The 24,376-nt window shown below is 46.7% G+C and carries 23 protein-coding genes; 18 read left to right on the top strand and 5 right to left on the bottom strand.

Features of this window, described 5'->3' with window-relative positions; all coding sequences use genetic code 11:
* Positions 1 to 53: 53 nt before the first annotated feature.
* Genes J2Z37_RS10405 through J2Z37_RS10390 form a run of 4 tightly spaced genes read left to right on the top strand, consistent with a single transcriptional unit; the run spans position 54 to position 3,553 of the window.
* Positions 54 to 533, top strand: a complete 480-nt coding sequence (locus J2Z37_RS10405) for a TRAP transporter small permease (protein ID WP_209810196.1) — start codon at positions 54 to 56, stop codon at positions 531 to 533.
* Positions 533 to 1,828 carry a TRAP transporter large permease gene (locus J2Z37_RS10400; RefSeq protein ID WP_209810195.1) on the top strand — a complete coding sequence of 432 codons (1,296 nt, stop codon included), beginning with the start codon at positions 533 to 535 and terminating at the stop codon, positions 1,826 to 1,828. The genes J2Z37_RS10405 and J2Z37_RS10400 overlap by 1 nt, the downstream gene beginning before the upstream one ends.
* Positions 1,829 to 1,844: 16 nt before the next feature.
* On the top strand, positions 1,845 to 2,630 hold the full coding sequence (locus J2Z37_RS10395) for an MBL fold metallo-hydrolase (RefSeq protein WP_209810194.1): 786 nt from the start codon (positions 1,845 to 1,847) through the stop codon (positions 2,628 to 2,630).
* Between the two features lie 8 nt (positions 2,631 to 2,638).
* Entirely contained in the window at positions 2,639 to 3,553 is a 915-nt protein-coding gene (locus J2Z37_RS10390; RefSeq protein ID WP_209810193.1) for a DMT family transporter, read from the top strand.
* 366 nt (positions 3,554 to 3,919) lie between these two features.
* On the opposite strand, the gene J2Z37_RS10385 is transcribed toward J2Z37_RS10390, so the two are convergent.
* A complete protein-coding gene (locus J2Z37_RS10385) occupies positions 3,920 to 5,077 on the bottom strand; it encodes an MFS transporter (protein ID WP_209810192.1) in 1,158 nt (385 codons plus the stop codon).
* A gap of 175 nt (positions 5,078 to 5,252) precedes the next feature.
* On the opposite strand from J2Z37_RS10385, the gene J2Z37_RS10380 reads away from it, so the two are divergent.
* From J2Z37_RS10380 to J2Z37_RS10370, 3 genes are read left to right on the top strand one after another with little or no spacing between them, the layout of a single operon-like run.
* Positions 5,253 to 7,607: a xanthine dehydrogenase family protein molybdopterin-binding subunit gene (locus J2Z37_RS10380; RefSeq protein ID WP_209810191.1), complete on the top strand. Its 2,355-nt coding sequence runs from the start codon at positions 5,253 to 5,255 to the stop codon at positions 7,605 to 7,607.
* The gene (locus J2Z37_RS10375; RefSeq protein WP_209810190.1) at positions 7,604 to 8,452 is read left to right on the top strand and encodes an FAD binding domain-containing protein; all 849 of its coding nucleotides are present in this window, start codon (positions 7,604 to 7,606) and stop codon (positions 8,450 to 8,452) included. The genes J2Z37_RS10380 and J2Z37_RS10375 overlap by 4 nt, the downstream gene beginning before the upstream one ends.
* Complete coding sequence (locus tag J2Z37_RS10370; RefSeq protein WP_209810189.1) at positions 8,449 to 8,928, top strand: (2Fe-2S)-binding protein; 480 nt, start codon at positions 8,449 to 8,451, stop codon at positions 8,926 to 8,928. The genes J2Z37_RS10375 and J2Z37_RS10370 overlap by 4 nt, the downstream gene beginning before the upstream one ends.
* Positions 8,929 to 9,478: 550 nt before the next feature.
* On the opposite strand, the gene J2Z37_RS10365 is transcribed toward J2Z37_RS10370, so the two are convergent.
* Positions 9,479 to 9,898, bottom strand: a complete 420-nt coding sequence (locus J2Z37_RS10365) for a hypothetical protein (RefSeq protein ID WP_209810188.1) — start codon at positions 9,896 to 9,898, stop codon at positions 9,479 to 9,481.
* A gap of 109 nt (positions 9,899 to 10,007) precedes the next feature.
* Between J2Z37_RS10365 and J2Z37_RS10360 the strand changes: the two genes are divergently transcribed.
* The 10 genes from J2Z37_RS10360 (at position 10,008) to J2Z37_RS10315 (ending at position 21,772) form a co-directional block, all read left to right on the top strand.
* Positions 10,008 to 10,616, top strand: coding sequence for a nucleotidyltransferase family protein (locus J2Z37_RS10360; RefSeq protein WP_209810187.1), 609 nt, complete (start codon positions 10,008 to 10,010; stop codon positions 10,614 to 10,616).
* Positions 10,617 to 10,622: 6 nt separating this feature from the next.
* On the top strand, positions 10,623 to 11,573 hold the full coding sequence (locus J2Z37_RS10355; protein ID WP_209810186.1) for an XdhC family protein: 951 nt from the start codon (positions 10,623 to 10,625) through the stop codon (positions 11,571 to 11,573).
* Between the two features lie 142 nt (positions 11,574 to 11,715).
* Positions 11,716 to 12,615, top strand: a complete 900-nt coding sequence (locus J2Z37_RS10350) for a PEP/pyruvate-binding domain-containing protein (RefSeq protein WP_209810185.1) — start codon at positions 11,716 to 11,718, stop codon at positions 12,613 to 12,615.
* Between the two features lie 16 nt (positions 12,616 to 12,631).
* Positions 12,632 to 14,263, top strand: coding sequence for a PEP-utilizing enzyme (locus tag J2Z37_RS10345; protein ID WP_209810184.1), 1,632 nt, complete (start codon positions 12,632 to 12,634; stop codon positions 14,261 to 14,263).
* Complete coding sequence (locus J2Z37_RS10340; RefSeq protein WP_245203722.1) at positions 14,250 to 15,590, top strand: MFS transporter; 1,341 nt, start codon at positions 14,250 to 14,252, stop codon at positions 15,588 to 15,590. The genes J2Z37_RS10345 and J2Z37_RS10340 overlap by 14 nt, the downstream gene beginning before the upstream one ends.
* 188 nt (positions 15,591 to 15,778) lie before the next feature.
* Positions 15,779 to 16,801: an NADP-dependent oxidoreductase gene (locus tag J2Z37_RS10335; RefSeq protein WP_209810183.1), complete on the top strand. Its 1,023-nt coding sequence runs from the start codon at positions 15,779 to 15,781 to the stop codon at positions 16,799 to 16,801.
* Between the two features lie 155 nt (positions 16,802 to 16,956).
* Positions 16,957 to 18,705 carry a sensor histidine kinase gene (locus tag J2Z37_RS10330; RefSeq protein WP_209810182.1) on the top strand — a complete coding sequence of 583 codons (1,749 nt, stop codon included), beginning with the start codon at positions 16,957 to 16,959 and terminating at the stop codon, positions 18,703 to 18,705.
* A complete protein-coding gene (locus tag J2Z37_RS10325; RefSeq protein ID WP_209810181.1) occupies positions 18,702 to 19,436 on the top strand; it encodes a LytR/AlgR family response regulator transcription factor in 735 nt (244 codons plus the stop codon). The genes J2Z37_RS10330 and J2Z37_RS10325 overlap by 4 nt, the downstream gene beginning before the upstream one ends.
* A 494-nt stretch (positions 19,437 to 19,930) precedes the next feature.
* Positions 19,931 to 20,494 (top strand): TRAP transporter small permease, encoded by a 564-nt coding sequence (locus J2Z37_RS10320; RefSeq protein WP_425340315.1) that lies wholly within the window; start codon positions 19,931 to 19,933, stop codon positions 20,492 to 20,494.
* The gene (locus tag J2Z37_RS10315; RefSeq protein WP_209810180.1) at positions 20,495 to 21,772 is read left to right on the top strand and encodes a TRAP transporter large permease; all 1,278 of its coding nucleotides are present in this window, start codon (positions 20,495 to 20,497) and stop codon (positions 21,770 to 21,772) included.
* A gap of 127 nt (positions 21,773 to 21,899) precedes the next feature.
* Here the strand turns inward: J2Z37_RS10315 and J2Z37_RS10310 are convergent, their stop codons facing one another.
* Complete coding sequence (locus J2Z37_RS10310; protein ID WP_342453811.1) at positions 21,900 to 22,820, bottom strand: DMT family transporter; 921 nt, start codon at positions 22,818 to 22,820, stop codon at positions 21,900 to 21,902.
* 180 nt (positions 22,821 to 23,000) lie between these two features.
* Here J2Z37_RS10310 and J2Z37_RS10305 point away from each other — a divergent pair, with 180 nt between their 5' ends.
* Positions 23,001 to 23,297: a HesB/IscA family protein gene (locus J2Z37_RS10305; RefSeq protein WP_209810179.1), complete on the top strand. Its 297-nt coding sequence runs from the start codon at positions 23,001 to 23,003 to the stop codon at positions 23,295 to 23,297.
* Positions 23,298 to 23,461: 164 nt separating this feature from the next.
* Here J2Z37_RS10305 and J2Z37_RS10300 read toward each other — a convergent pair whose 3' ends face one another.
* Together J2Z37_RS10300 and J2Z37_RS10295 are read right to left on the bottom strand one after the other, a co-directional pair.
* On the bottom strand, positions 23,462 to 23,692 hold the full coding sequence (locus tag J2Z37_RS10300; protein ID WP_209810178.1) for a hypothetical protein: 231 nt from the start codon (positions 23,690 to 23,692) through the stop codon (positions 23,462 to 23,464).
* A 92-nt stretch (positions 23,693 to 23,784) separates the two neighbouring features.
* On the bottom strand, positions 23,785 to 24,291 hold the full coding sequence (locus J2Z37_RS10295) for a DUF3189 family protein (RefSeq protein ID WP_209810177.1): 507 nt from the start codon (positions 24,289 to 24,291) through the stop codon (positions 23,785 to 23,787).
* Between the last annotated feature and the right edge of the window lie 85 nt (positions 24,292 to 24,376).

Raw genomic sequence — 24,376 nt, 5'->3', positions numbered from 1 at the left:
GGCACCTAGCCGTTTCCATTCTCTTCCACTTTGATGATTAGAGGTGATTTAAATTGATAGACTCCATGATCCAGCGGTTAAAGTCAGCCTCCATAACGCTCTCAGTTGCGGCCTTATTTCTTATGGTATTGATGGTAATGGTGGAGATTACCGCGCGAACATTTTTTCAGTTTTCCTTCTTGGTTGTCGATGAGATGGCAGGTTATTTAATGGTTGCCATGGTCTTTTTAGGATTAATCTACTCTTTTGATAGTGAAAGTTTTGTTAGAGTAGAAGCTTTCTATTCAAAGTATACAGGGAAATTCAAGTCAACGATCGATCTGATCTTTTTAATTATTGTCTTTATCTACTCGTCTACACTGACCTACTATATTGTGAAACTCAATATTTCATCCTACCAATTAGAAAGCAAATCGTTCTCCTATATTCAAACGTTATTGTATATTCCTCAGTTATCTATGTCGATCGGGCTCATTGGCTTTTGCCTCTACTTAGTGCTCGTCATTTTAAAAAAGGTAGGGGGTAAGGCTTAATGGAATGGGGCATGTCTTTGGTGGTTTTGGTCGTTATTATGTTTACCTTTTTGATTCCAGGGGTATGGATCGCTATCTCGCTCGGGATCACAGGGTTATTAGGAATTGTACTATCAGGTCAAATCAAAATGGTCAAAACTATAAGTAATATCAGTTGGAACACAACCAATGATTTTATTTTAACAGCCATCCCCTTGTTCTTGTTCATGGGGGAAATCATTCTCGCCAGTGGAATCAGCACAAAATTTTATACTTCCATTGCCAAATGGTTAAAGCCTGTTCCAGGCGGGCTGCTTCATTCTAATATCATTGCCAGCAGTTTGTTTTCTGCTATTAGTGGGTCTAGTGTAGCAACGGCGGCAGGAATCGGTTCAGCAGCTATTCCTGAAATGAAAAAGCGGGGGTACCGTAAGGAACTGATCTATGGATCGATTGCTTCGGGTGGTACACTAGGAATTTTAATTCCACCTAGTATTGTTTTAATTTTGTACGGCTCGATCACAGAGGAATCTGTTATTCGGCTTTTCTCTGCTGCGGTTGTCCCGGGAATAGTTTTAACCTTGCTTTTTATTCTGTACACACTCTCCGTAACGCTAATTAAAAAGAATAGGGTCAAAGACGATTTCTCCACAGATATTTCTTTTCTAGAATCGTTAAAAGGGATTCTGCCGCTAGTTGCGCTCATGGTAATTATTCTTGGCAGCTTGTATACGGGGAAAATTACTCCTACCGAATCGGCCGCAGTCGGCTCCTTTCTTTCGCTAATTATTGGACGGTATCTTGGTCATCTTAACGTAAAAAAAATCGTCCTAGCCGCCAAAAATGCGATTAAAACAACGACAATGATTGTCTTTATTATGATTGGTGCGCAAATCTTTTCCTTTGCCATCGTTAGTTCAGGAATTAACCGTGAATTGACCACCTGGGTTGCCGACATGGGCTTCTCACCTCTAGGATTGCTCCTTGTAGTTTGCTTAATCTATATTATTTTAGGTTGTGTGATGGATGGACCATCAATGATGCTGTTGACGATTCCTTTGATTTTTCCTTTGATTGTTCAAGCAGGATACGATCCGATCTGGTTTGGAATTGTTCTAGTCATTCTTATCGAGTTAGGGCAAATTACACCACCGATGGGATTGAATTTATTTGTCATTCAGAGTATCGATCCCGAAAGTAAAATTAGTGAGGTCGTTAAAGGAGTTATTCCTTACGTATTGATCATGTTAGTCATGGTCGCTATATTAATTGCCTTCCCCGATTTAGCATTATGGCTGCCAAGCACAATAAAATAAGGTTGGAGGAGATCAGATGGAGATTAAAGTTCTTTTTCAAGGGTTCCCAGGAAAGCTTCAACGCGGGTTTCTAGGGTGGAGCAGTATGATTTATATATCTACCGGGAAACAAAAAATTTTAGTGGATACGGGATCTTTCGGTGATGCCCCGGAGATTCCCAAACGATTAGCTCAAATCAATGTAAAGATGGAAGAAATAGATACCGTCTTTCTTAGCCATTTTCACTATGACCATATTATCAATGCCCACCTTTTTCCCAAAGCTACGTATCTGTTATCAAGGATAGAAGCGGAATATGTAACAGGCGGTTCGGGGGATTGGGCGGTTCCGGAATACTATTTTTCTCATTTAGAGAAGACCGGGCGATTGAAGTTTATGGAATCGGAAATGTTGATTGCCGAAGGGATTAGGTCAATCTATACACCTGGGCATACGCCGGGGTTGATGTCTTTGCTGATCGAGGATGAAAGCATGCCGACAACTCTGATTGCCTCCGATGCAGTGAAAAATATCGTCGAGCTTCAAACAGGGAATGTCCCAATGGCGTGGGATACGAAGGTTAGCAAACAGACCATTGAAAACATCAAGGATCGCGTAACGCGGGTCATCCCCGGTCACGACCGTATTTTACATATCGAAAAAGATGGGGTCATTGCCTGTCATTCTGTTAAAGAACGGATTCAACTGCCGGCAGGAATTAGCGAGGTTACCGGTTTCGATTTAGGAATTTCGTCAACTACGGGAGCCGAGGAATGTCCTTGCTGCAAATCCGTAATAGATCGACGTCAGTTGCACGAATAAGAGGGGATATGGAGACAAAAACATTAAAGGGCAGATCTGCCCTTTTTATTGCTTTTCTGGTTTTCGTTTGGGGGTTAAATTGGCCGCTGGCCAAGATCGCTTTATCCTACTCGCCACCCTTGCTGTTTGCAGGTTTGAGAACACTGCTTGGCGGAGTTGCCCTGTTGCCTTTTTTAATGCTTCGATCGAAGCAAATACGTTGGCGCGAAAATTGGAATAAATATTTGATTGCTTCTGTTTTTAATATCGCTTTGTTTTATGGGCTTCAAACAGTCGGGCTAAACTATCTATCATCCGGGTTGTTTTCTGTGATCGTTTTCCTTCAGCCCGTGTTAGTTGGTATATTCTCTTCGATCTGGCTTGGCGAGTCGATGACCGCACTGAAAATCCTAGGTTTATTCCTCGGATTTTCAGGTGTAGCTGTGATAAGTATTAATGGGCTTGCGGGGCAAATATCAGCGGTGGGCATCCTGTTGGCGCTAGGCACTTCGCTTTGCTGGGCGATTGGAACGGTGTATGTGAAAAAAGCATGCGAGGGTGTGGACCCCATTTGTTTGGTAGCTTTGCAGCTTACTATTGGTGGGATCCTTTTGACAGGGAGCGGATCGTTTGCGGAAAGCTGGGCAGATATTGCATGGCAGTTGCCTTTTGTGTTCATACTGCTTTTTATCTCAATCTTTGTGATTGCTGCAGGCTGGTGGGTATTCTTCCTCTTGATCGGCTCGGGGGAGGCAAGTAAAGTATCATCTTACACTTTTTTAATTCCGCTTGTGGCGATCACGATGGGTACTCTCTTTTTGGGAGAGGAATTATCATTGTTTCTTTTGGTTGGGTTGGTCATGATTGTGATGAGCATCTATTTTATCAATCGGAAGCCTAGTGTTATAAGGAAAAGGGAAGAAAAGGTGGAAAGTATGGGATGAGGAATTTGATGGCTCGGTTTCCTTTCGCTTTAGAACCGGGCCACTAGTTCAAATAGGCAAGCGGAGTACGAATTCCGGCCTGATTCAGACAGGGAGCCCCTCTTTTTTCGAATTTGAGTCCGAATTCCGGCCTGATTCAGACAGGGAGCCCCTCTTTTTTCGAATTTGAGTCCGAATTCCGGCCTGATTCAGACAGGCAGCCCCCTTTTTTCTGAATTTGAGTCCGAATTCTGGTCTGATTCAGACAGTCGGCCCCCTTTTTTCCGAATTTGAGTCCGAATTCCGGCCTGATTCAGACATGCGACCCTGTTTTCACCGCAGTTGAGTCGCAATCGCATAGAGTGGCCCCTTAGATCGACTCAAAAATTAGTCATTCTTCTGAGGTTTCGTCCTAGACAAAAATGCCCCGCCAATCAAAAAGCTGCCGCTCAGATAAAAAATTGAGACGAGCCCGACCCAGGACCCAATCAATCCAAAGAACATGGGGGCAATAAACTGGGAAAGCCGGTTGGTAGCCAGCCTGAGTCCAAGAACCTCACCGGTCCTTGACGCTGGAGATGCATTATAGGTGGTTGTCATCGAAAGCGGCTGTCCACAACCGAGTCCTGCCCCCATCAGAGCACTCAATACTCCAAAAAGAAACACCTGGTTCGTCACAGGGAACACCAAGAAGGAAACGCCTGCGATAAGGATGGAAGTCAACAAAATCTGGTTTCTGTCGAACGACTCTGTGATCCGCCCCAGGAAAAACCTCACGGCGACCATCGCCATCCCTTGGACGGCAAGAATCCATCCGATTGCCGAAGTGGAGACACCCATCTGACTGGCATATAAAGGAAAATAGGCGATAAAGATATCCCTCGAATAGAGCACCAATGCACTAGAAATCAAGGCGCTCCGCAGTAACGGGAGTTTTAATAGAGTAAATGGGCTACTACCGCTGCCGGCTGCCTGTTCAGATTTCCCCCCAGCTACCACCTTTTGACGTGGACTGTTAGGCAGACGAAAAGCAACCAACAAAGGAAGAAGTCCCAATATAATCGCTACCATAAACACAGCCTGATGGGAAAAGTGTTCACTGATATAGCCGCCAATAACCGGCCCAATCACTCCGGCCACAGCAACCATCATTGAAAAAATCCCAAAATGATGGTCCCGAGTCTGCGGAGTCGTTGCATGTCCCAGGACATTTTGCAAGGAAATATTCACGAAAATATAAGAGATTCCGATGATTGCTTGTGATAGATAAAGAGCCCACAAGGAAGCGAATAGAAAAGGAAAAGCTAGTCCAATGAATAATCCAAGGGAACCGAACAGCACCGGCAAGCGGTCCCCAATCCTATCCGCGACCTTTCCTGCGTGAATTGCCAAAAAAAGCGGGAGAAAAGAATAGGCCGCCGTCAACAGCCCAATGTTTAAAGTGCCTGCTCCTAAATCAGAGGCATAAAGGGAAATGATCGGCCGAGTCATATAAATCATCGTTTGAAAACCAATCGAGATCATGTTGATTATGATAAAAATCATTTGGGTCACCTTTCGTGGGGAACGTAATTATTTTCTATTGTTACACTGAATTATTATATATCGAAAATTGTTTCATAAAAACTAAAAAGTTTGAATCCTCCCTCCTGCATACCCTCCCATAATCAGGAAAATATAAATCTTAGAATACGAATGTTTTTCTCCAGGAGGATTATAGATGACAACGAATCAGGGCTGGAAATCAGTTGGCAATCCTGAACAAAGAATCGATGCGGTGGAAAAAGCAGCGGGAACGGTTAAATATATCGGAGATTTTGCGATGCCTGGATTGCTGCATGCCAAACTTGTGACCAGCACGCATGCGCATGCCAAGATCCTTTCCATTCATACGGAGGAAGCCTGGAAAGTCCCGGGAGTGCGGGCGATTGTGACAGGGGAGATGTTTCCTTTTCATATTGGTCCAATTTTGGCGGACCGTCCTCCTTTGGCTTGGGAAAAAGTCCGATATTACGGGGAACCGGTCGCGATCGTCGTGGCGGATCATGAATACCAGGCGAAGCAGGCGGTGCAAAAGGTGCAGGTGGAGTATCAGCCGCTGCCCGTAGTCAATTCGGTTCAGCAGGCGTTTGAAACCGGTGCTCCGTTGGTACATGAAAATTCCAGTCAATATATGAAAATTATCAGCAACGTCTATCCGGTACCGGGGACAAATATTGGAAGTCATATTAAAATCCGCAAAGGCGACTTCCAAACGGCATGGTTGAGCTGTGAGGAAATATTTGAGGCTACGTATTCCTTTAACCTGACCGATCATGTAGCGATGGAAACCCGCAGTACCCGGGTGGAGATCACTCCTTCAGGAAAAGTCGTTGTCCATTCCTGTACCCAGTCTCCTTTTACAATTAAAAAGGTATTCAATCAGTTCTTCAATATTGCTGTCGGCAATATTGTTGTTCATGCGCCTTTGGTGGGCGGAGCTTTCGGTGGAAAAGGGACGGTGCAACTCGAGCCACTTGCTTATTTGGCATCCAAGGCGGTCGGCGGAAAACTGGTGAAATTGGAAAATAGCCGCGAAGAGGATATGATCACTTCTCCTTGTCATATCGGGCTAAAAGCAACCATTTCACTTGGGGCCACCAAAGAGGGAAAGTTGGTCGCCGGGAAATATACGTTTTTGGTTGATTCGGGAGCGTACACGGACCAGGCGGCAGGGATTACACGTGCGGCAGCCCTTGATTGCACCGGCCCATACAACATCCCGAACGTCTGGTGTGACTCCTACTGTATGTACACAAACCATCCCTTTGCGACATCGTTTCGGGGGTATGGTCATCCTGAGCTGACTTTTGCAGTGGAACGGACGATGGACCAATTGGCGAGAAAGTTAAACCTCGATCCCATTCGTTTTCGTTTGCTAAACACCATCAAACCGGGCGATACGTCCCCGACCCAAACGTTACTTGATGCCAATAATATTGGTGACGCGGCAAAATGTATTGAGCGGGCAAAAGAACTAATCCAGTGGGATCAAGGCCAAAGGCGAGAAACCGGGGAAAGAAAGGTACGCTCCAAAGGGATCAGTCTGTTTTGGAAAACCTCAACCACCGCGACAAATGCACAGGCCGGAACGGTGCTCACGTTTGAGGCAGATGGCAGTGTGAATCTAAACTGTGCGGCGATTGAGGTGGGACAGGGGGCAAAGACCGTTTTAGCGCAAATCCTCGCAGAAAAATTGAAAATGGACTTGAAAGACATCCATGTGACGATGGAACTGAATTCCCAGTACGATCCCCATCAATGGCGGACGGTGGCGAGCAGTACGACGTTTTTGGCCGGGCGCGCAGTGCTTGCTGCTGCGGAGGATGCGATTCGACAATTGAAAAAGACAGCGGGGATCGCCATGCAGTGCTCACCGGAAGATCTCGATGTGGGTGGAGGTCGCGTCTATTTGAAGGCCAATCCCGAATACGGGGTGCAAATCAAGGATATCGCGCTCGGCTACAAGTATCCCAACGGCCATACCGTGGAGGGGCAAATTATAGGGAGTGGGAAGTACGTGCAGCGGCATTTGACGCCTATGGATGAAAATACTGGGTTCGGTAAACCAGGGCCCTGGTGGTCTGTTGGCGCCCAAGCGGTGGAGGTGGAATGGGATCCAAAGGATTATACCTATAAAATTTTAAAGGCTATCACCGTCCTGGATGGCGGCACCATTATAAATCCGATGATGGCCACCCAGCAAATGCGCGGCGGCATGTCCCTAGGGCTTAGCTTTGCCAGCAGTGAAGGATTTATTTTTGACCAACAGGGGATTGTCCGAAATCCGCAGCTGCGTACCTATAAAATTATGCGCTTTGGCGAGCAACCAGAAGAGTATCTTGTTGACTTTATCGAAACGCCCAACATCGATGGACCGTACGGTGCCCGTGGGATCGGGGAATATGGTGTGATTGGTGCAGCGGCTGCTTTGGGCAATAGCTTATCGACGGCGGCTGGGGTGGAGCTGAATCATCTGCCCCTTATCCCCGAATTGATCTGGCAAGCGAAACAGGGCAAGGAGGAGGAGCTATGATCCCATTTGACTTTGAATATTATAAACCGGCCACCGTGGCAGAAGCCTGCGAAACCTATCGGACCCTCCAGGAGCAAAAGAAATCCGTTGTTTATTATAGCGGGGGGACAGAATTTATTACTTTGGCCCGGGTAAACCAGATTTCGGCTGATGCAGTGATTGATTTGAAGGGAATCCCTGAGGTGCAGGTTCTTGAAATGCAAGGGGACCAATTCATCGTTGGGTCTGCTGTTACTCTCAATCAGATAGCGGAATCTAGGTTGTTTCCTCTGCTTGCTCAAACGGTGAGAGGGGTCGCAGATCATAACTCTCGCAACAAAATCACGATCGGGGGAAATCTGGGGAGTCGTCTGTCTTACCGAGAGGGTGTTTTGCCGCTTTTGTTAGCGGATTGCAAGGTGAGGGTAGCCGGCGGGATGAAGGGGGAAGGCGAGCGGGTGGTCTCGTTAAGTGATGTTTTCGATAAACAACTTAATCTGGAGCAGGGGGAATTCCTTTTGCAAATCTTAGTCGATAAGGAGTACCTGGATTTGCCCTATGTGCACTTGAAAAAAACCAAACAATCGAAAGTCGACTACCCGCTCGTTTCGGTAGCTGCTTTGGTGAAGGACAAAGAGATCCGGATGGCTTTTAGTGGAATATGTGAGTATCCTTTTCGGCTGGGGGAGATTGAGGAAGTGGTCAATAACACCACTTTTGCCCGTAAGGAGCAGCTAAAGCAAGTGGTGGGGAAGCTGCCTGCAGCGATCCTCGATGATCTGCACGGGTCTGCTGGGTATCGCGAATTCGTGTTTAGGAATGTGGTGCAAGAAACTATCGATGCATTGGAGTGGGCACAAAAATGATCTCAAATGGCAAATCAAAAACCGTCATCGAGCTGCATGTTAACGGGGATTCCCATGAAGTGATGGTTCGTTCCGGGGATACCCTTTTGGATATTTTACGGGAACAGCTGGGGTTAAGCGGGGCCAAACGGTCTTGCGAAAACGGCGATTGTGGTGCCTGCACTGTTTTAGCCGATGGGAAGCCGATCCATTCCTGCTTGTCTCTTGCGATTGAGTCGTGCGACCAGTCGTTGATGACGATCGAGGGGCTGATGGGCTCCCCAATCCAGCAAGCCTTTGTCGACAACTGGGCGATTCAATGCGGTTTCTGCACCCCCGGTTTTATCCTGAACTGCCACGCCCTCGCCACCGAACACCCCAACGCCAGTGATGAAGTGATCGAAGAGTGGATGTGCTCTAACCTCTGCCGCTGCACCGGTTACCAAGAGATAAAAGAGGCAGTCCAGTCCGTGGTGCGGGCCTCGGGGAATGCGTAGGAATGTGACAGGTGATGAGTTATTCTAGCTAAAATTAGTGTGAACGGGGGGCCGCCCCCCTGAATTGGTAAATCCTAGTCGGGGCAGACACCTGTGGAAAAGGAATTGAAAGAATAAGGCCCCTTGGTTTCAATCATAAAATTGAGCGGACCGTAGAGCCCCTATTCAAGCTAAATACCATAAATTCAAGGGCAATCCGGACTCAAAGGCCGCTATTTAATCGTTAAGCACCAAATATCAAAGGATTTATACCCAATAAGGTCATCTGAGTCCACATCTCCCTAAAAAGAGGGGGATTTAAATCCAATAAGGTCTCCTGGGTCCCTTTTAGCATCACCAGTAAAGGGTGGCAAAGGGAATCCAGGGATAAACACCCTTTAAGGCCGTTCTACCTGAACAATGGGAAGAGTGACGCATACCCTCGCAAAGTCTCTCACCTGCACAAAAGGGATAGCGGCCACAGCTCTCCTCAACATATCCTCCCATCCATAGGCCATTCCATATCCACAAAAAAATCCCCACCACTTAGGTAGGGGACCGTCCTAGCCAATTACCCTTTCTTAAAACTGTTATTCTGGGTGTTCAATGAATCTATCAACGAAAGGGTCTGTGATGCCTGCTCAATTTGCTGCTGGACTTGTTCAAGTTGCTTTTGCTGTGCTGTTGTCGAATAAGAAACGGCCAGACCTTGCATCTGGTTCAGCTGTTGCGTCGCTTGTTGTAGTTCCATTGTGGCTTGTTGCATAGCCTGTGTGTTATATGCGGAACCGCTTTGCTGCAGTGTAGACACGGCCTGTTGCATCGACTGTGAGGCCTGCGTTTTCAGTTGCTGAAACTGCTGTTGAAGTTGGGGCTGATCAAGCTGTGCTTGCTGCTGTTGTTGCTGTAATTTTTGCTCTTGATAACTTTGCGCTTGGCTTTGGCTTTGACCCTGCTGCGCCTGATCTTGCGCCTGTTGTTGCTGCTGCACGCCGGTTCCCTCCTTGATTTTCCTAATCCTAGTCTTCTTAGAATAGATAGCTTTTATGCGCATAAAATGGTGCTATAGAATCCGGTGATGAAAGGATGTTCTTCGTAAAATGGGCACAGGCGTATACGGTATCATACTGGCTAGCGGAAACGCTATGCGGATGGGGCAGCCCAAACTTTTGCTCCCCTGGAAAGGAAGGCCCATCTTGGAGCACATATTAATAAAAACAGCAGCACTTCCTCTTGAGGGAATTCGGGTCGTTCTTCCGCAATCCAATCCAAAACTAAAGCAACTCACCCTCCATTATCCCTGCCAGCCCATTGAAAACCCCACTCCACATCTAGGGATAGGAAACAGTATAGCGCTCGCGATCCAAACCCTGCCACTTTCAGCAAAAGCCGCACTCATCCTCCTAGCAGACCAGCCGCAAATCCACACGGAGGATCTCAACCACGTCCTGAACAACTTTCAACGCAGCTATGAGCCGAAGCAAACCCTCATTTTCCAAACGAAATATAAAGACGGACAGATGGGACACCCGACCTTATTTTCACGCTCTTACTTCCAGCAGTTAAGTGAATTAAAAGGGGACGTGGGAGCCAAGAACATCATTCAAAGGAATCAACGTTACATCATTCCTTGTGAAAGTCGTTTTGAGTCCCCTCCAGATATTGATACACCTGATGATTATAGACGTTTATTAAGGGAAGGAGGCTAGACACCAATGAATGACCTGCTTCGAGCCTTGGAAATTATGAAAAAGCGGCCAACAGAGCGGTTTGTGATGGCGACGATTTTTCGTGTGGAAGGATCGGCTTATCGTCGTGAAGGGGCAAAGATGCTCATCGATGAAAGTGGAACTACACATGGAATCCTAAGCGCGGGCTGTCTTGAAGAGGATTTGATGCACCGTGCCAAAGAGGTGTTCCACACCAATCAAAGCAAAACCATGACCTATGATCTTAGAGGTGAGGATGATCTTTCATGGGGACAAGGGGCGGGATGCCATGGCACCGTCCATATTTTTTTAGAGGCAACGAGTTGGAAAAACGGTGGTTGGGACAAAGTGGAGCAGAAATTGCTGGCAGGCGTATCGGTGATTTCCGAAAAAAGTTTGGTAGGAGCTGGAACAACCATGTGGGGGGAGGACGGGGAAATCCTGTATTTTATGCAGGAAACAGAAGACAGCCCGAGGTTTGTGGAGCAATATCAGCCGAGAGAGTGTCTTTACGTTTTTGGAGCGGGACCAGATGCCGAACCAATCGTGGAATATGCTGACAAAGTGGACTTTTCCGTATGCCTCATAGATCCGCGTAGTGATCGTTGCAGCGAAAAGTACTTCCCACATGCTGAACAACGGATCGTCGAATTCCCAGATCTTTATTTACGAGCGAACTCGATACCCAAAAACAGCTACGTTCTCATCATGACCCACAACTTTCAGTGGGACCAACAGATCCTGCGTCATTTCATAAGCCATAAAGATCCCCCACACTACCTTGGCATTCTCGGTTCTAAGCAGCGGACCGAAAGATTGCTCTCCCCAAGTCCTATCCCGGATTGGATCCATGCACCCGTGGGCCTCAAGATTGGAGCAGAAGGACCGGAGGAGATTGCAGTTAGTATATTGGCAGAACTAATCCAGTGCAGGAACGGAAAGCATAGTCGAAATTAAAAGGGAACTGGTCGATGCGGTTTTCATAGGGGAGAAGCGTTATCACATTAAATTATGAGAAAAGTCCTAATCATGCATGGAATTCCTACTAATTCCATGGTAAAATTATTGTAAATTTTCAGTAAAGATTTAGGAGGCATCCGTGTATACAATCCCCTTAGAAACAGCAAGCCAGATCGAAGCGCGGCAGGTAGGTCCGAAGGCGTGGCATTTGGCACAGTTAATCCAACAGAATATTCCCGTTCCGCGGGGATTTGTGATTCGTGCAGAAGCACTCGATTTATTCCTAAAGGAAAATCATTTGAACGAGCGCATCGGGGAAGCTGAATTTCCGCAACTCCTGCAGCAATCGTTGATCCCTGAAGGAATCAAGCGAGAGCTTTTTAAATCCTACAAGCGCTTACAAGAGTGGGCCCTCCCATCTTCTTTATCTGTGGCTGTTCGTTCCTCCTCCGCTGCCGAAGATTTGCAAGAGGCATCGTTTGCGGGGCAATATGAGACCTATTTGAACGTGCATCACTTCAACGAAGTGCTGGACAGGATCAAGGCCTGTTGGGCGTCACTTTTCTCCCCTCGGGTCAGGCAGTATGCGATGCAAAAGAGGGTGAATCTTTCCTCCATGCCGATGGGCGTGTTGGTGCAACAGATGGTTTCGGCGGATGTCGCGGGGGTGATCTTCAGCATGAACCCGGTCACGCGAAATACGGGGGAGATCATTGTGAACGCCAGCTATGGCTTGGGAGAGGCTGTTGTATCAGGGTTGGTCACCCCGGATCAGTTTGTCGTGCAAAAAACGACCGGTACGGTGCAAAAGGAACTTGGGTTTAAGGAGATGAAAATGATCTCCAGTCCGGCGGGAACGGAAACGGTGGAAACAACTGAGGCGGAACAACAGCAGTTTTGCCTTTCCGACGACCAGGTGCATGCCCTGACAGAAGAGACGAAAAGAATCGAGAGCCTGTATTCCACAGCGGTGGACATTGAATTTGCCATCCAGGACGGGAAGCTTTACATCCTCCAGGTAAGACCCATCACTACATAACAAAGGGGAAAAATCGATGACGCAATTGGATGAATTTCAAAACCAGCTTTATCTAAGCGAAGAGGACAAAAAGCAGGGCTTTTGGATGCAGGACGAGGTGCACTTAGCACATGCGCTCAGCCCGCTCTACGCTTCCTACATGCTCCCGGCGATGACGCATGGGACGAAAAAGGCCTTTGAAACAGTGAAATCACCAGTCCTTCAATTTAAAATGAAATATTCCGATGGCCGTGCCTACCAGGCGACACCTCCTTATCCTGGGAATTTTGAAGAGCGTTTGGGGGAGCATCAGAAGTTTGCCCAATCCCGTTTCCCTGTAATGAAAAAAGTGCTGTTTGATTATGTTGATCAGGAGCTTCTGCCTTTTTATAACCAGCTTGACGACGCCCGTCGCGGTCCTCTGTCGAGGGAACAGGCGAGGCAGTTGGTACAGCAACTTCATGCTTTTTATGAAAGGGCCTGGGAACTCCATTTTGAAATCGTCACTCCGCGTTCGGCACTCTGTATGGCTTTGGAATCTCTTTATGGAGAACTGACGGGGGAAGAGAACGCGACAGCTGTTTATGAGTTGCTCACTGGGGTAATGAATAAGACGTTGGAAACAGATCGGGAGCTGTGGAACTTAGCGGAGCAGATGAAGGCGGTGCCGGAGGTGGCTGCGGTATTACTGAAGGAGCCTTCAGGAGAATGGCTGGCAAAGCTGAGTGAAACCGAAGCAGGGCAAGCTTTTTTGGCGAAGTTAGAGTTGTTCCTTGAGGCGTACGGGTACCGGACGCAAAATTCACATGAATTTTTAGATCCAACCTGGGTGGAAAATCCAGAGCATGTGCTGACCACGCTTTCCGAATATATCCAAAAGAATTACAGTTTTGAAGGTGAGTTTACAAAGGGGGTCCGAGAGAGGGAAAGAAAATATGAGCAAACCTTATCGCGGATGCCGGAAGGCGAGAAAAAGGCAGTTTTTGTCCAACTCTATCAGTGGGCTTTGGATAGCTGGGGGTTAGACGAGGATCACCATTTTTATATCGATGCCATGCTGCCGGCAAAATCGCGGCTTTTCTTGTTGGAAGTCGGAAAGCTGCTTGTGCAGGAACAAGTGCTGACGGAAACCGATGACCTTTTCTATCTGCACTATGATGAACTGGTGAAATGTTTAGCGGGTACACAGAAGATAGAGGCAGAGGTGATTGCCGAGCGCAAGCGCACACACGAGGAAAATAAGCAGAAAAAGGTCCCTCCCTTCTATGGAGAACCTCCTGCCGGGATGGGTGAGGATCCTATAATCTCACGGATCTTTGGTACGAAACAGCCAGAGGTGAGCCATGAAACCTTCAACGGATACGGCTCATCCCAAGGAATATATACAGGTGTGGTAAAAGTGGTGAAGGGACCTGAGGAGTTTTCCAAAGTGAAGCAGGGGGATGTGTTAGTTTGCCGCACGACCACGCCACCTTGGACAGTTCTTTTCTCGATCGTTGGCGCCGTGATCACGGATGCTGGGGGGATTCTTTCCCATGCGGGAACCGTTGCCCGGGAGTACGGCATCCCTGCGGTAGTGGGCAGTCGGGTGGCCACTTCGATCCTGAAGGACGGCGATCTTGTAACAGTAGACGGAACCAGTGGAGTGGTTACCTTTGGAAAGCGCTAAACTGCGCTGGTGTCTCTTTTTGATTCTGACTGGAACCTTCCTCGTTCCGCTCAACTCCACCATGATCGCCGTCGGGCTGCCGATCATTGCCGAAGAATTGCGAGTTTCACTTGCGGAGGCCTCCTGGATCATCACTGTCTATTTGATCGTTATGACGGTAACCCAGCCGATGGCGGGGAAATTAGGAGACATGTACGGCTATCGTCGGCTTTTTCTGGTCGGCATGGGGCTGTTTTTAGTCGCCTCTGTTCTCTGTATTGTGAGTGATAATTTGGTTTGGCTGATTTTGTTTCGCGGACTGCAGGCGATGGGTGGGGCTCTTTGCACACCGAATGCCACCGCGATCTTGCGCTATCTAATTGCCAAGGAAAGATTGGCAAAAACGCTTGGCGTGTTTGGCTTCTCCATGGGGATCGGGGCTGCTGTGGGACCGTTGCTTGGGGCATATCTGATCGATTGGTGGGGATGGACTTCGATCTTTTGGGTCAATATCCCTTTCGCTCTGGTCTGTTTGGGAGGCTGCTTTTGGTTGTTGCCTAAACTAGCAAATCAAAGGGAAGCCCAACTAGACCTACTAGGCTCCTTATTCTTGGGGTGTACGCTGGTGATGCTCGTTTTGTTGGTGACACATCCGGAATATATCGCGTTTTGGACGGTTCTGCTTTGCTTAGTATCATTGGTGTTGTTTTTCTTACAAGAGCGAAGGTGTCCCTATCCTTTGATCGACTTTGTACTGTTCCGAAATCGTCTTTTCACCTGTGCTAATCTCTCGATTCTTTTGAGCAATACGGTGATGTACAGCACAATTCTCGTCATGCCAATCATGCTCGAGAATTTATTTGGATACACCTTGCCAGAAGTCGGGATGATGCTATTTGCATTTTCTTTATCGATGTCGGTATCCTCCTGGTTAGGAGGCCAGATCTCTGAGCGGATGGGAACCCGATGGATGATCATGTTGAGTTTTTTATTGTCTGTCATGGCAACGGGGGGATACCTCAGCTTTTTATGGTTGCATGCGGCGGCCTATATGACGTTCGTCTTGTTACTTGGCGGGCTAGGCGCCGGGATCGGATTGTCAGCGATGCAAAATGCCTCCCTCCAATCTGTCCCCCGTACCGTGTCCGGCGTCGCTTCCGGAATCTACTCAACCTTCCGTTACATCGGGGGAATGTGTGCATCGGTCATGGTCAGCCTAATGTTTGGCTTCCATTGGCTATTCATCGTCTTGATGGCAATCTCCGTTGTGGGCGTGGTGGTTGGCCATGGGAGTACCTTATCCCCTTCATCCAGGAAGCAGGCTGAGGGTGGTGTTCAGGCAGGATAGTGTCGGGAAAAGGGCACCGGGGGTGTCCTTTTTTGTGAAGACCAACCCGCCCCTTGAGAAATATGAATAGGCTCTTCATAACCCCACCCAGTTCGCCAATTACCCCTAGCCCAGTCAAAATGCCATCCCCCACCAATAATTTCCTCCAAATAAAGGAAACCTAACTAAAACAGGAAGGAGCTAGTCCCATGCCAGAAACCCAAAACAAGCAAATCCTCTTAGTCTCCCGACCCAAAGGGATACCGACAACAGACAATTTCCAACTAGTGGAGCAGCCAATGCCGGTACCTGCCCAGGGAGAAGCCCTGATCCGCACACTCTATTTGTCGGTTGATCCCTATATGCGGGGAAGGATGAGTGATCGAAAATCGTACGTCCCACCATACAATCTACAAGAGCCCATTGGTGGAGGGGCCATAGGTGAGGTGATCGAATCGAAAACTCCCGAGCTTCAAACAGGGGATCTCGTCGTCGGGCCTACAGGGTGGCAAACACACGCCATAGTAATGCCCAAACAAGTCCGCAAGATTGACCCAAGCATTGCTCCCATCACCACCGCCCTTGGAGTCCTTGGGATGACGGGGTTAACTGCTTATTTCGGGCTCTTAGACATAGGCCAGCCGAAGCCTAATGAAACCGTGGTTGTTTCCGGTGCGGCAGGAGCGGTTGGAATGGTGGTGGGACAAATCGCCAAGCTCAAAGGGTGCCGGGTCGTTGGAATTGCGGGTTCTGATAATAAAATCAATTACTTGCTGAACGAACTAAAATTCGATGCCGCCATCAACTATAAAACAACTACCGATTTGCAAGAAGCACTACAAGCAGCCTGCCCAAACGGGATAGACGTTTATTTTGATAATGTCGGCGGAGAAATTTCCGACGCAGCCTTGTCCCTCCTCAATTTCCAGGCGAGGATCCCCGTATGCGGGCAGATCTCCCTTTACAACCAAGAGGAACCCGATGTAGGGCCGCGTATCCAGTCGCAGATCCTAATCAGCAGCGCGATGATGAAAGGGTTCATTGTCGGAAACTATGCCGAACGATTCCCTGAAGGCGCAGCGGAGCTAGCTCGGTGGGTGAAAGAGGGAAGTATTAAGTACCAAGAAAATATCGTGGAGGGATTCGAAAACACGGTGCAGGCGTTTCTTGGTTTGTTCAAAGGTGAAAATTTGGGCAAACAGCTTGTCAAAGTATCAGACCAGACAAAGTAAGGGGGCAACTGAAAGGTTGCTCTCTTTTTCATGTAGGAAAAGCGTAAAACTCCCGATACTGGTTCAAGTTCTACTATAGCGGCCGCCCAGTTTTTTTATTGTGCATAAACCCCTTCCTGTGCGAAAATGGGTGTTAAAAAGGAGGTGGGACAGGCATGTGGGGATTACTTCTGCAGCTCATTGAAGAAACGGCGATTATCGTGACGATCGCGTTTGTCATGACTCGGTTAAAGATTTTTCGTTTAACTTTTCAGCAGGTACCAGACCAGCGGGCGAAAATCCTGATGATCGCTGTGTTTGGATTTCTTGACTTTCTCAGCAGTTACACCGGGGTTGTTGTCCATCAGGAAAATATCCCGGAAGGTTTTTCCTTAACCCCCAATGACCTGTCCATCGCCAACACACGTCCTACGGGTATAGTGATTGGAGGATTGATGGGCGGGCCTCTCGTTGGACTAACGATTGGATTCATTACTGCGATTCCACGTGTTTTGAATGGGGAGTTTACAAGTATGGCGACCCTTTCCGCCTATCTTCTATCAGGATTTTTGGCGGGGGCGATTGGGCGGCATTTCCGACGCGATGGAAGGATCAGACCTTATCATGCTGTTTTGCTTGGAGCTTTCGTAGAGGTTATCCATATGAGTTTTGTCTTCCTATTTTCTCGGCCACATGCTCTCGCCCATGAAATGATCGAGCTCATCGCCATTCCGCTGATTCTCATCAATGCGTTAGGAAGCTGGGTCTTTACTATGATATTTGAAAATGTATTGGATGAAGAAGAGAAAACACGCGCTTTTCAAATCCGTTCATCCTTTTTAATTGCTGATAAAACATTGCCTTATTTCCGTAAAGGGCTGAACGAGCAGTCGAGTAGGGAGGCGGCCAAAATTATTCAGGAATTTTCGGAGGCAGATGCAATCAGCATTACGGATCAAACCCATGTCATTGCCCATGTTGGTGCAGGGGAGGACCATCATTTTTCTCCGGATCAGCTGATTACTAAAATGACCGAGCAGGTTTTGCAAAAAGGCGAAAGGGTCATCGCCCGCACCCCGCAGGAAATTAGCTGTCACGATCCGCAGTGTCCGCTACAGGCGGCGATCGCTCTTCCTTTGTTTGTGCGGGAAGAGACAGTGGGGTCGTTAATCTTGTATTTTTCCAAGATAAATCGTTTAGGCAGTGTGGATGAGGAGCTGGCAGAAGGAATTTCAAAACTGATTTCCACGCAGCTAGAATTAGGGGAGATCGAAAGACAAGCCAACCTTCTGCGAGATGCTGAAATTAAGGCTCTTCAGGCGCAGGTGAATCCCCATTTTCTATTCAATGCGATCAATACCATCGTGGCCATCTGCCGTACCGATGTGATGCTCGCCCGGCAGCTATTGTTGAATTTAAGCACTTATTTCCGAAGTAATCTGCAAGGGGCAAGACAAATGCTGATCCCCCTGGCAAAGGAAATTGAGCATGTCCATGCATTTATGTCGCTTGAACAGGCGCGGTTTCCAGGGCGTTATACCCTCAAAATGAAACTTGAGCCCGGATTGGAGCGGGTATCCATCCCACCTTTTGTGCTGCAGCCCCTGGTCGAAAATGCCATTGGTCACGGACTCGCCAAACGAAAGGAAGAGGCTTTGGTGGAAATTGATATTAAGCGCCATAGTCGTCATATCGAAATAACCGTAAGAGACAACGGGGGTGGGATCCCCGAGGAAAAACTTCATTTGTTGGGGAAACAAACGATTCCTTCGGTAAAAGGGACAGGCACCGCGCTGCAAAATATCCGTGAAAGGTTGAAGGGGATATACGGACCTGAGGCCTCAATGTCGATTGAAAGTGAGCCTTATCAGGGAACGTTTGTCCAACTAAAAATTCCTATTTCAGTGGAAGGGGAGTCCGTATGATTCGGGTCTATTTGGTGGAAGATGAACCCTTTGCAAGGGATGAATTGAAATACCTGCTTTCTCGGGTGAATCCTGTTCAAATTATCGGGGAGGCCGAGGACATGGAGGAAGCCTTTGCAGAAATTCAACAGCTGGAGCCTGACATTCTCTTCCTCGATATTCATTTGGCAGAGGGAACTGGACTGGATTTGGCGGTGAAAGTGGGTGAACTCGAAAAGCCCCCTTTCATTGTCTTTGCCACAGCTTATGACGAGTACGCCTTACAAGCTTTCGAATTAAATGCTGTCGATTACATTACCAAGCCATTCAGCGAAGAGCGGATTCGACAAACGATCGAAAAAGTAAAACAGTGGTTGGAGGTAAGGCCAAAAGAAGTGGGGAATAAGGCCGTATCGGAAAAATCAAAAAGTAAGTTAGCTATCTCGATTGACGGTCGAATTATTCTGCTGGATATCGGAAAAATTGCCTACATCGGCACCGAAAATCGTCAAGTCATTATTAAGACTTTGGACCACAGCTATACCGTTGATATCCCTCTCTACGAACTGACCCGCAAGTTTGAGGACTATTCCTTTCTGCGGGTGCATAGGGGCTTTATCGTCAACACGGAGTATATTACAGAGGTCGAACCTTGGTTTAACGGGGCTTATCAATTGATCCTCCAAGATGGATCGAAAATTCCTGTTAGCCGCAGCTATGTTAAAGAGGTTCGGGACTTTTTTGGGTTTTAAGCAACCGCGAACTTCCCGGCGGATTCTTTGTTCGCCTGCCCACTTAAGCGGACCGTAGGAGCCTGTCGATTCATTGGAATTAACCGGAGATTTTCCGCTTATTATTCCGATGTTCTGGTTTAAACGGGGAAGTAAGCGGAGCAAATCTCCGACTAACGTCTAGAAAATTGCGTAGAATACTATTCTCTCAAAGATTAACCGGAAACTCCGCTTATATTGGGCGAATTTCCCCTTTCCAACAAATTAGCCGGAGTTTCTCCGTTTATTGAAACCGCCCCCTCACTCAGTCGATCCCATTCCACAAAATATCATAATTAGACACCATTCGACACCAAACGCTCGTTATTCGTCCCCAATTCCAAACCATTCGTTCTGAAAATCATCCTTTTTCCCTTTCATTTATTATTATAGTTTTCATAAGATCCCCATGCACTACAGAAATAAGACCTCACACCTAAACTCTCTACGAGGACAACTAGAAGGAGGAAATGCCCTTGAAGAAAATCTCAAAGCTGTTGGATGGAATGCTCACATATGCCATGTCGGTCGCCTTGGCGTTGATGGCAATTTTAGTTTTTGGAAACGTTGTCTTACGATATGCGTTTAACTCTGGGATTACCTGGTCGGAAGAAATGTCACGCTTTTTGTTTATCTGGATGACCTTCTTGGGCGCCATTGGCGCTTTGAAAGATAACGATCACCTAGGCGTGGATCTCTTGGTGAAAAGGTTGTCAACCGGTGCGAAAAAAGTAGTGTTCACACTAAGTAACCTTCTGATGTTCTACGCGCTATGGCTCGTTTTAGATGGCAGTATCAAAATGACCATTCTTAATGTCAATAGCAAGGCGCCGGCAACTGGGATGTCTCTTTCCTTTATCTCGGGAACGGGAATTGTGATGAGTGCAGCGATGGCGATCATCCTAGTCTATCAATTATACCAGGCGCTATTTGTCAAAGGGGCCATTGATCGGCTAACGAAATCGAAAGAATCTGAGGAAGAAATTCTCGCAGAAGCTGATTACTCAAATCAGCAGAAAGCAATGGGAGGTGGAAGGTAAATGGCATTAGTTGTTTTTGTTGGCTCATTGCTTGGAGTCATGGCTTTAGGGACACCGATTGCATTTGCCCTTCTCATTAGCGGTATTGCCTTAATGATGCACCTGGGTATTTTTGACAGTCAAATTGTATCGCAAAATTTAATCAGTGGTGCCGATAACTTCCCGTTGATGGCGATCCCCTTTTTTATTCTTGCGGGAGAGCTGATGAATCGCGGCGGGATTTCTGATAAGATTATCAATTTTGCCTTGGCACTCGTTGGACATATTCGTGGCGGCTTAGGATATGTGGCGATTATCGGGGCTGTGCTCTTTGCCGGCTTGTCCGGATCTGCGGTAGCCGATACCGCAGCACTTGGTGCGATCCTGATACCGATGATGGTTAATGCAGGATATGATCGCAATCGCTCCACAGGGTTAATTGCCGCCGGTGGAATCATCGCCCCGGTCATTCCGCCAAGCATTCCACTTATCCTATTCGGCGTGACAGGCGGAGTATCAATCACCAAACTGTTTATGGCAGGGATTGTTCCAGGCTTAATGATCGGGATTGGACTTGCTGTCACCTGGTGGTACATTTCACGTAAAGAAACGACGCAATTGTATCCACGAAGATCATTTAAAGAAATTCTTATTGCAATAAAAGACGCTTTCTGGGCCCTCTTACTGCCAGTAATTATTATTGGTGGTCTACGCGGTGGCGTATTTACACCGACAGAAGCAGCTGTGGTCGCTGCTGCTTACGCTTTATTTGTAGGTTTTGTTATTTATCGAAAACTTAAGATTAAAGATTTGCATGCCATTTTCGCTATCTCGGCGAAAACATCCAGTATTGTCATGTTCTTGGCAGCTGCAGCCATGGTTTCCGCATGGTTAATCACAGTGGCAAATATTCCTGAAGTGCTATCAGATTGGTTATCACCGTTTATGGATCATCCTTTGCTTCTGATGATTATGATCAACATTATTGTTCTTATCGTTGGGACCGCCATGGACCTGACGCCAACGGTGTTGATCCTGACCCCTGTTTTGCTGCCCATTGTTATAGAAGCGGGAATTGATCCCGTGTATTTTGGAATCATCTTTATACTCAACAACTGTATTGGCTTGTTAACACCTCCAGTAGGAACAGTGCTCAACGTAGCGTGTGGAGTAGGAAAAATCGGAATGGAAGATATAATGAAAGGGATTTGGCCATTTTTATTGGTGGAAGTGGTCGTACTGATTTTACTCATTTTGTTCCCGCAGTTAGTTCTTGTTCCTCTGGGGTGGTTGACATAGATTAGGAGGGACCTCATTTATGGGTCCCCCGAAAATTATTCTACAATGACCTGATAACGGATTTTTTTTCGCTGTCAGGCCTATTTTTTTAAGACAAGTAGCCATAACGAAAAAAACTCCGTTATTCCTACCGCGTCAACCCCAACTGTTTACCCGCCACAGCTTGCATTCCAGCCTTCGGATCCCTTCTATTCACCAAGTAAATGCTGAAGGCAATCAAACCTAATCCAATAACGAGATAGAGGGTGAAAGGTTCACCCAAAAACAGTGTCCCGCAAAATACAGCAATGACAGGGACGAGAAAAGTGAAAGAAGCCACTTTACTTGTATCCCCATTTTTCATCAGTTTCAAATAGACCACCCAGGACAGAGCCGCTCCAAAAATCGCCCCATACAGCAACCCAGCTGCATAAGGGAAATTCCAGACGATATCCGAAACATTCTCCAGACTCAACCCTGCAATTGTGAGAATCACTCCTCCAAAAATAAACTGAAGGGCTAACAGCCACATAAAATCTACCTTGTAGCCCACTTTTTTCACATAAATAACCCCAAACGCCCAACTCACAGCATTAATCAATGCAAAAAGAATTCCCAAGATCGACTGCTGACCGGAAAGGCTATGAGAGCTGACAACGAGCACCCCGAGAAAACCGAGGAATAAACCGATCACCTTAACAAAAGTTAATTTTTCCTTCAACCAAAGCCAGGCAAAGATTGAAACAATCACCGGTTGCAAAAAGGTGATTACCGATGACAAGCCTGCAGGAAAATAAATCAGTCCAACTGCATTTGCCCCGTTATTAATCCCTGCATTAAAAAGTCCGGAGAGTAGAAAAATATGCCATGTCTCTTTCCACTTGATTCTTTTATAAGTCGCTAAAATAGGGATCGCAAGTAGCAACCCACCAAGCAGGGTGCGCATCCCCGCAAACAAAAGCGGTGGAGAATAAGCTAGAGCAATTTTATAAATCGGCCAAATCCCACCCCAAACCAAAACAAGAAACGAAATCATAAAAAAAGTTTTAAAACGCGAATACCCGCCCACTTCAATATCCCCTTACCATTCAATTAATAAGGTTCATTATATAACGAATTTTTGAAAAGGAAAATCGATTTTACCGCATAGAAAAGTATAAACTCCTTAACAGGAGCACATGATGATTAGGTATTTCCATCTACTTTTGGTACAATAAAACAAATCCATGCAAGTGAAAGGAGTTCTCCCATGAAATGCACCTTATCGGAAGCAGCAGCGGCAAAAATCAGTGAGGTTATCCAAGAACAAGAGGATAAGACCTTAAAACTTCGAGTGTTTATTGCACATTCACACGGCGATCATGCCCATTACGGTTTAGGCCTTGACCATCCCACAGCAAATGATGAAGTCGTGCCAACCGCCGGCATCGAAGTCATTTTGGAAAAGGGAAATGAATTTTTGGACGGAGTCATGATCGATTATGATTCGGAGCGTGATGCCTGGTCCGCCACGAATCCTGAAAAAGGGAATCACGGGGATCATTAAGAGGAAGTATCGGACTTCATTCGTCATATTTCCCGAGAAATAGAGGCAGCATTTGTCGACTTTTGAATCGCTGACCCAATGGGATAGTGGCAATAGGCAATGAAAAGTATTATCCGAACCCACATACCAAAAAAAGGGTGCTAGCCTTAGCACCCTTGTCATGATTACCACCATCGAATTCCGTGGAAAATCATATTTAATACAGAGCCAACAATTCCAAGAACAATCGCCCACCATCCAAGGCCGTTCGCTCTGCTGAATACCGTAATTAAACCGAGGACAATGGCGATACCGCCAAACAATACGGGTGCATAAAAGAAGGAGATAATACCAGCAATCACTCCGATCCACCCCATCCAAAGGGCTGAGGTGTCCCTTCCTTCCACTCGATCCATTGAAAAATCCCTCCTTTTTTATCATCGGCTTAGCTCTATTTTCTCCCTGTACAAAAACTTTATGAATCATTCCAACTGGATCTCAATGGAAGTTATCCAAATCTTTTATTATCTAGCAATAGGAGTTTAGATTCGGTGTTTTTTGCTGTATCTTTCGTAAAATGAACCAATTGAACGATATTTCGATAGGCTTGCTTAGCACCCATGATGAGCAATGGGACACCGATAAAATCTATTTTTAACCAACGTGAGAAAAGCCCTCCGAAAGTCATGGGAAGGGGAACGGTCGGTGAACAATTGGAAAAGATCACTTTTTCATTTAAAACCCCTTCATTTTGCAGCATTTCAATCAGATTATACATACCTGGGATCAATACTTTAGATCGCCCGCGTCCGACGGTATAAACTTTATTTCCCTCCTCATCAATGCCGTGTAAATACAATTTCCCTCTGTCCTTGTACACGAGCTCATTAAAATTATGTGAATTTAAAATTTCCTTTTTCGTTGGCTCTCGCGTCTCGTCTAATCGTTTTAAGTGATAGGCAGCTGCCAGAACCGAAGAATGAGTGCCCCCATAACAGTTATAGATATAGATCATGATCAAATCCCTTTCGTCAGGAGATTTCCATTATTATACCTATCTTGGTGATCATTTATAATTTTATCCAGACTATTTACGAATG

Origin of the sequence: Ammoniphilus resinae (genome assembly GCF_017873965.1) — a bacterium.
GTDB lineage: Bacteria > Bacillota > Bacilli > Aneurinibacillales > RAOX-1 > Ammoniphilus_A > Ammoniphilus_A resinae.
Note: the sequence above shows the minus strand (reverse complement) of the source record. Positions and strands in the feature narration are given on the sequence as shown.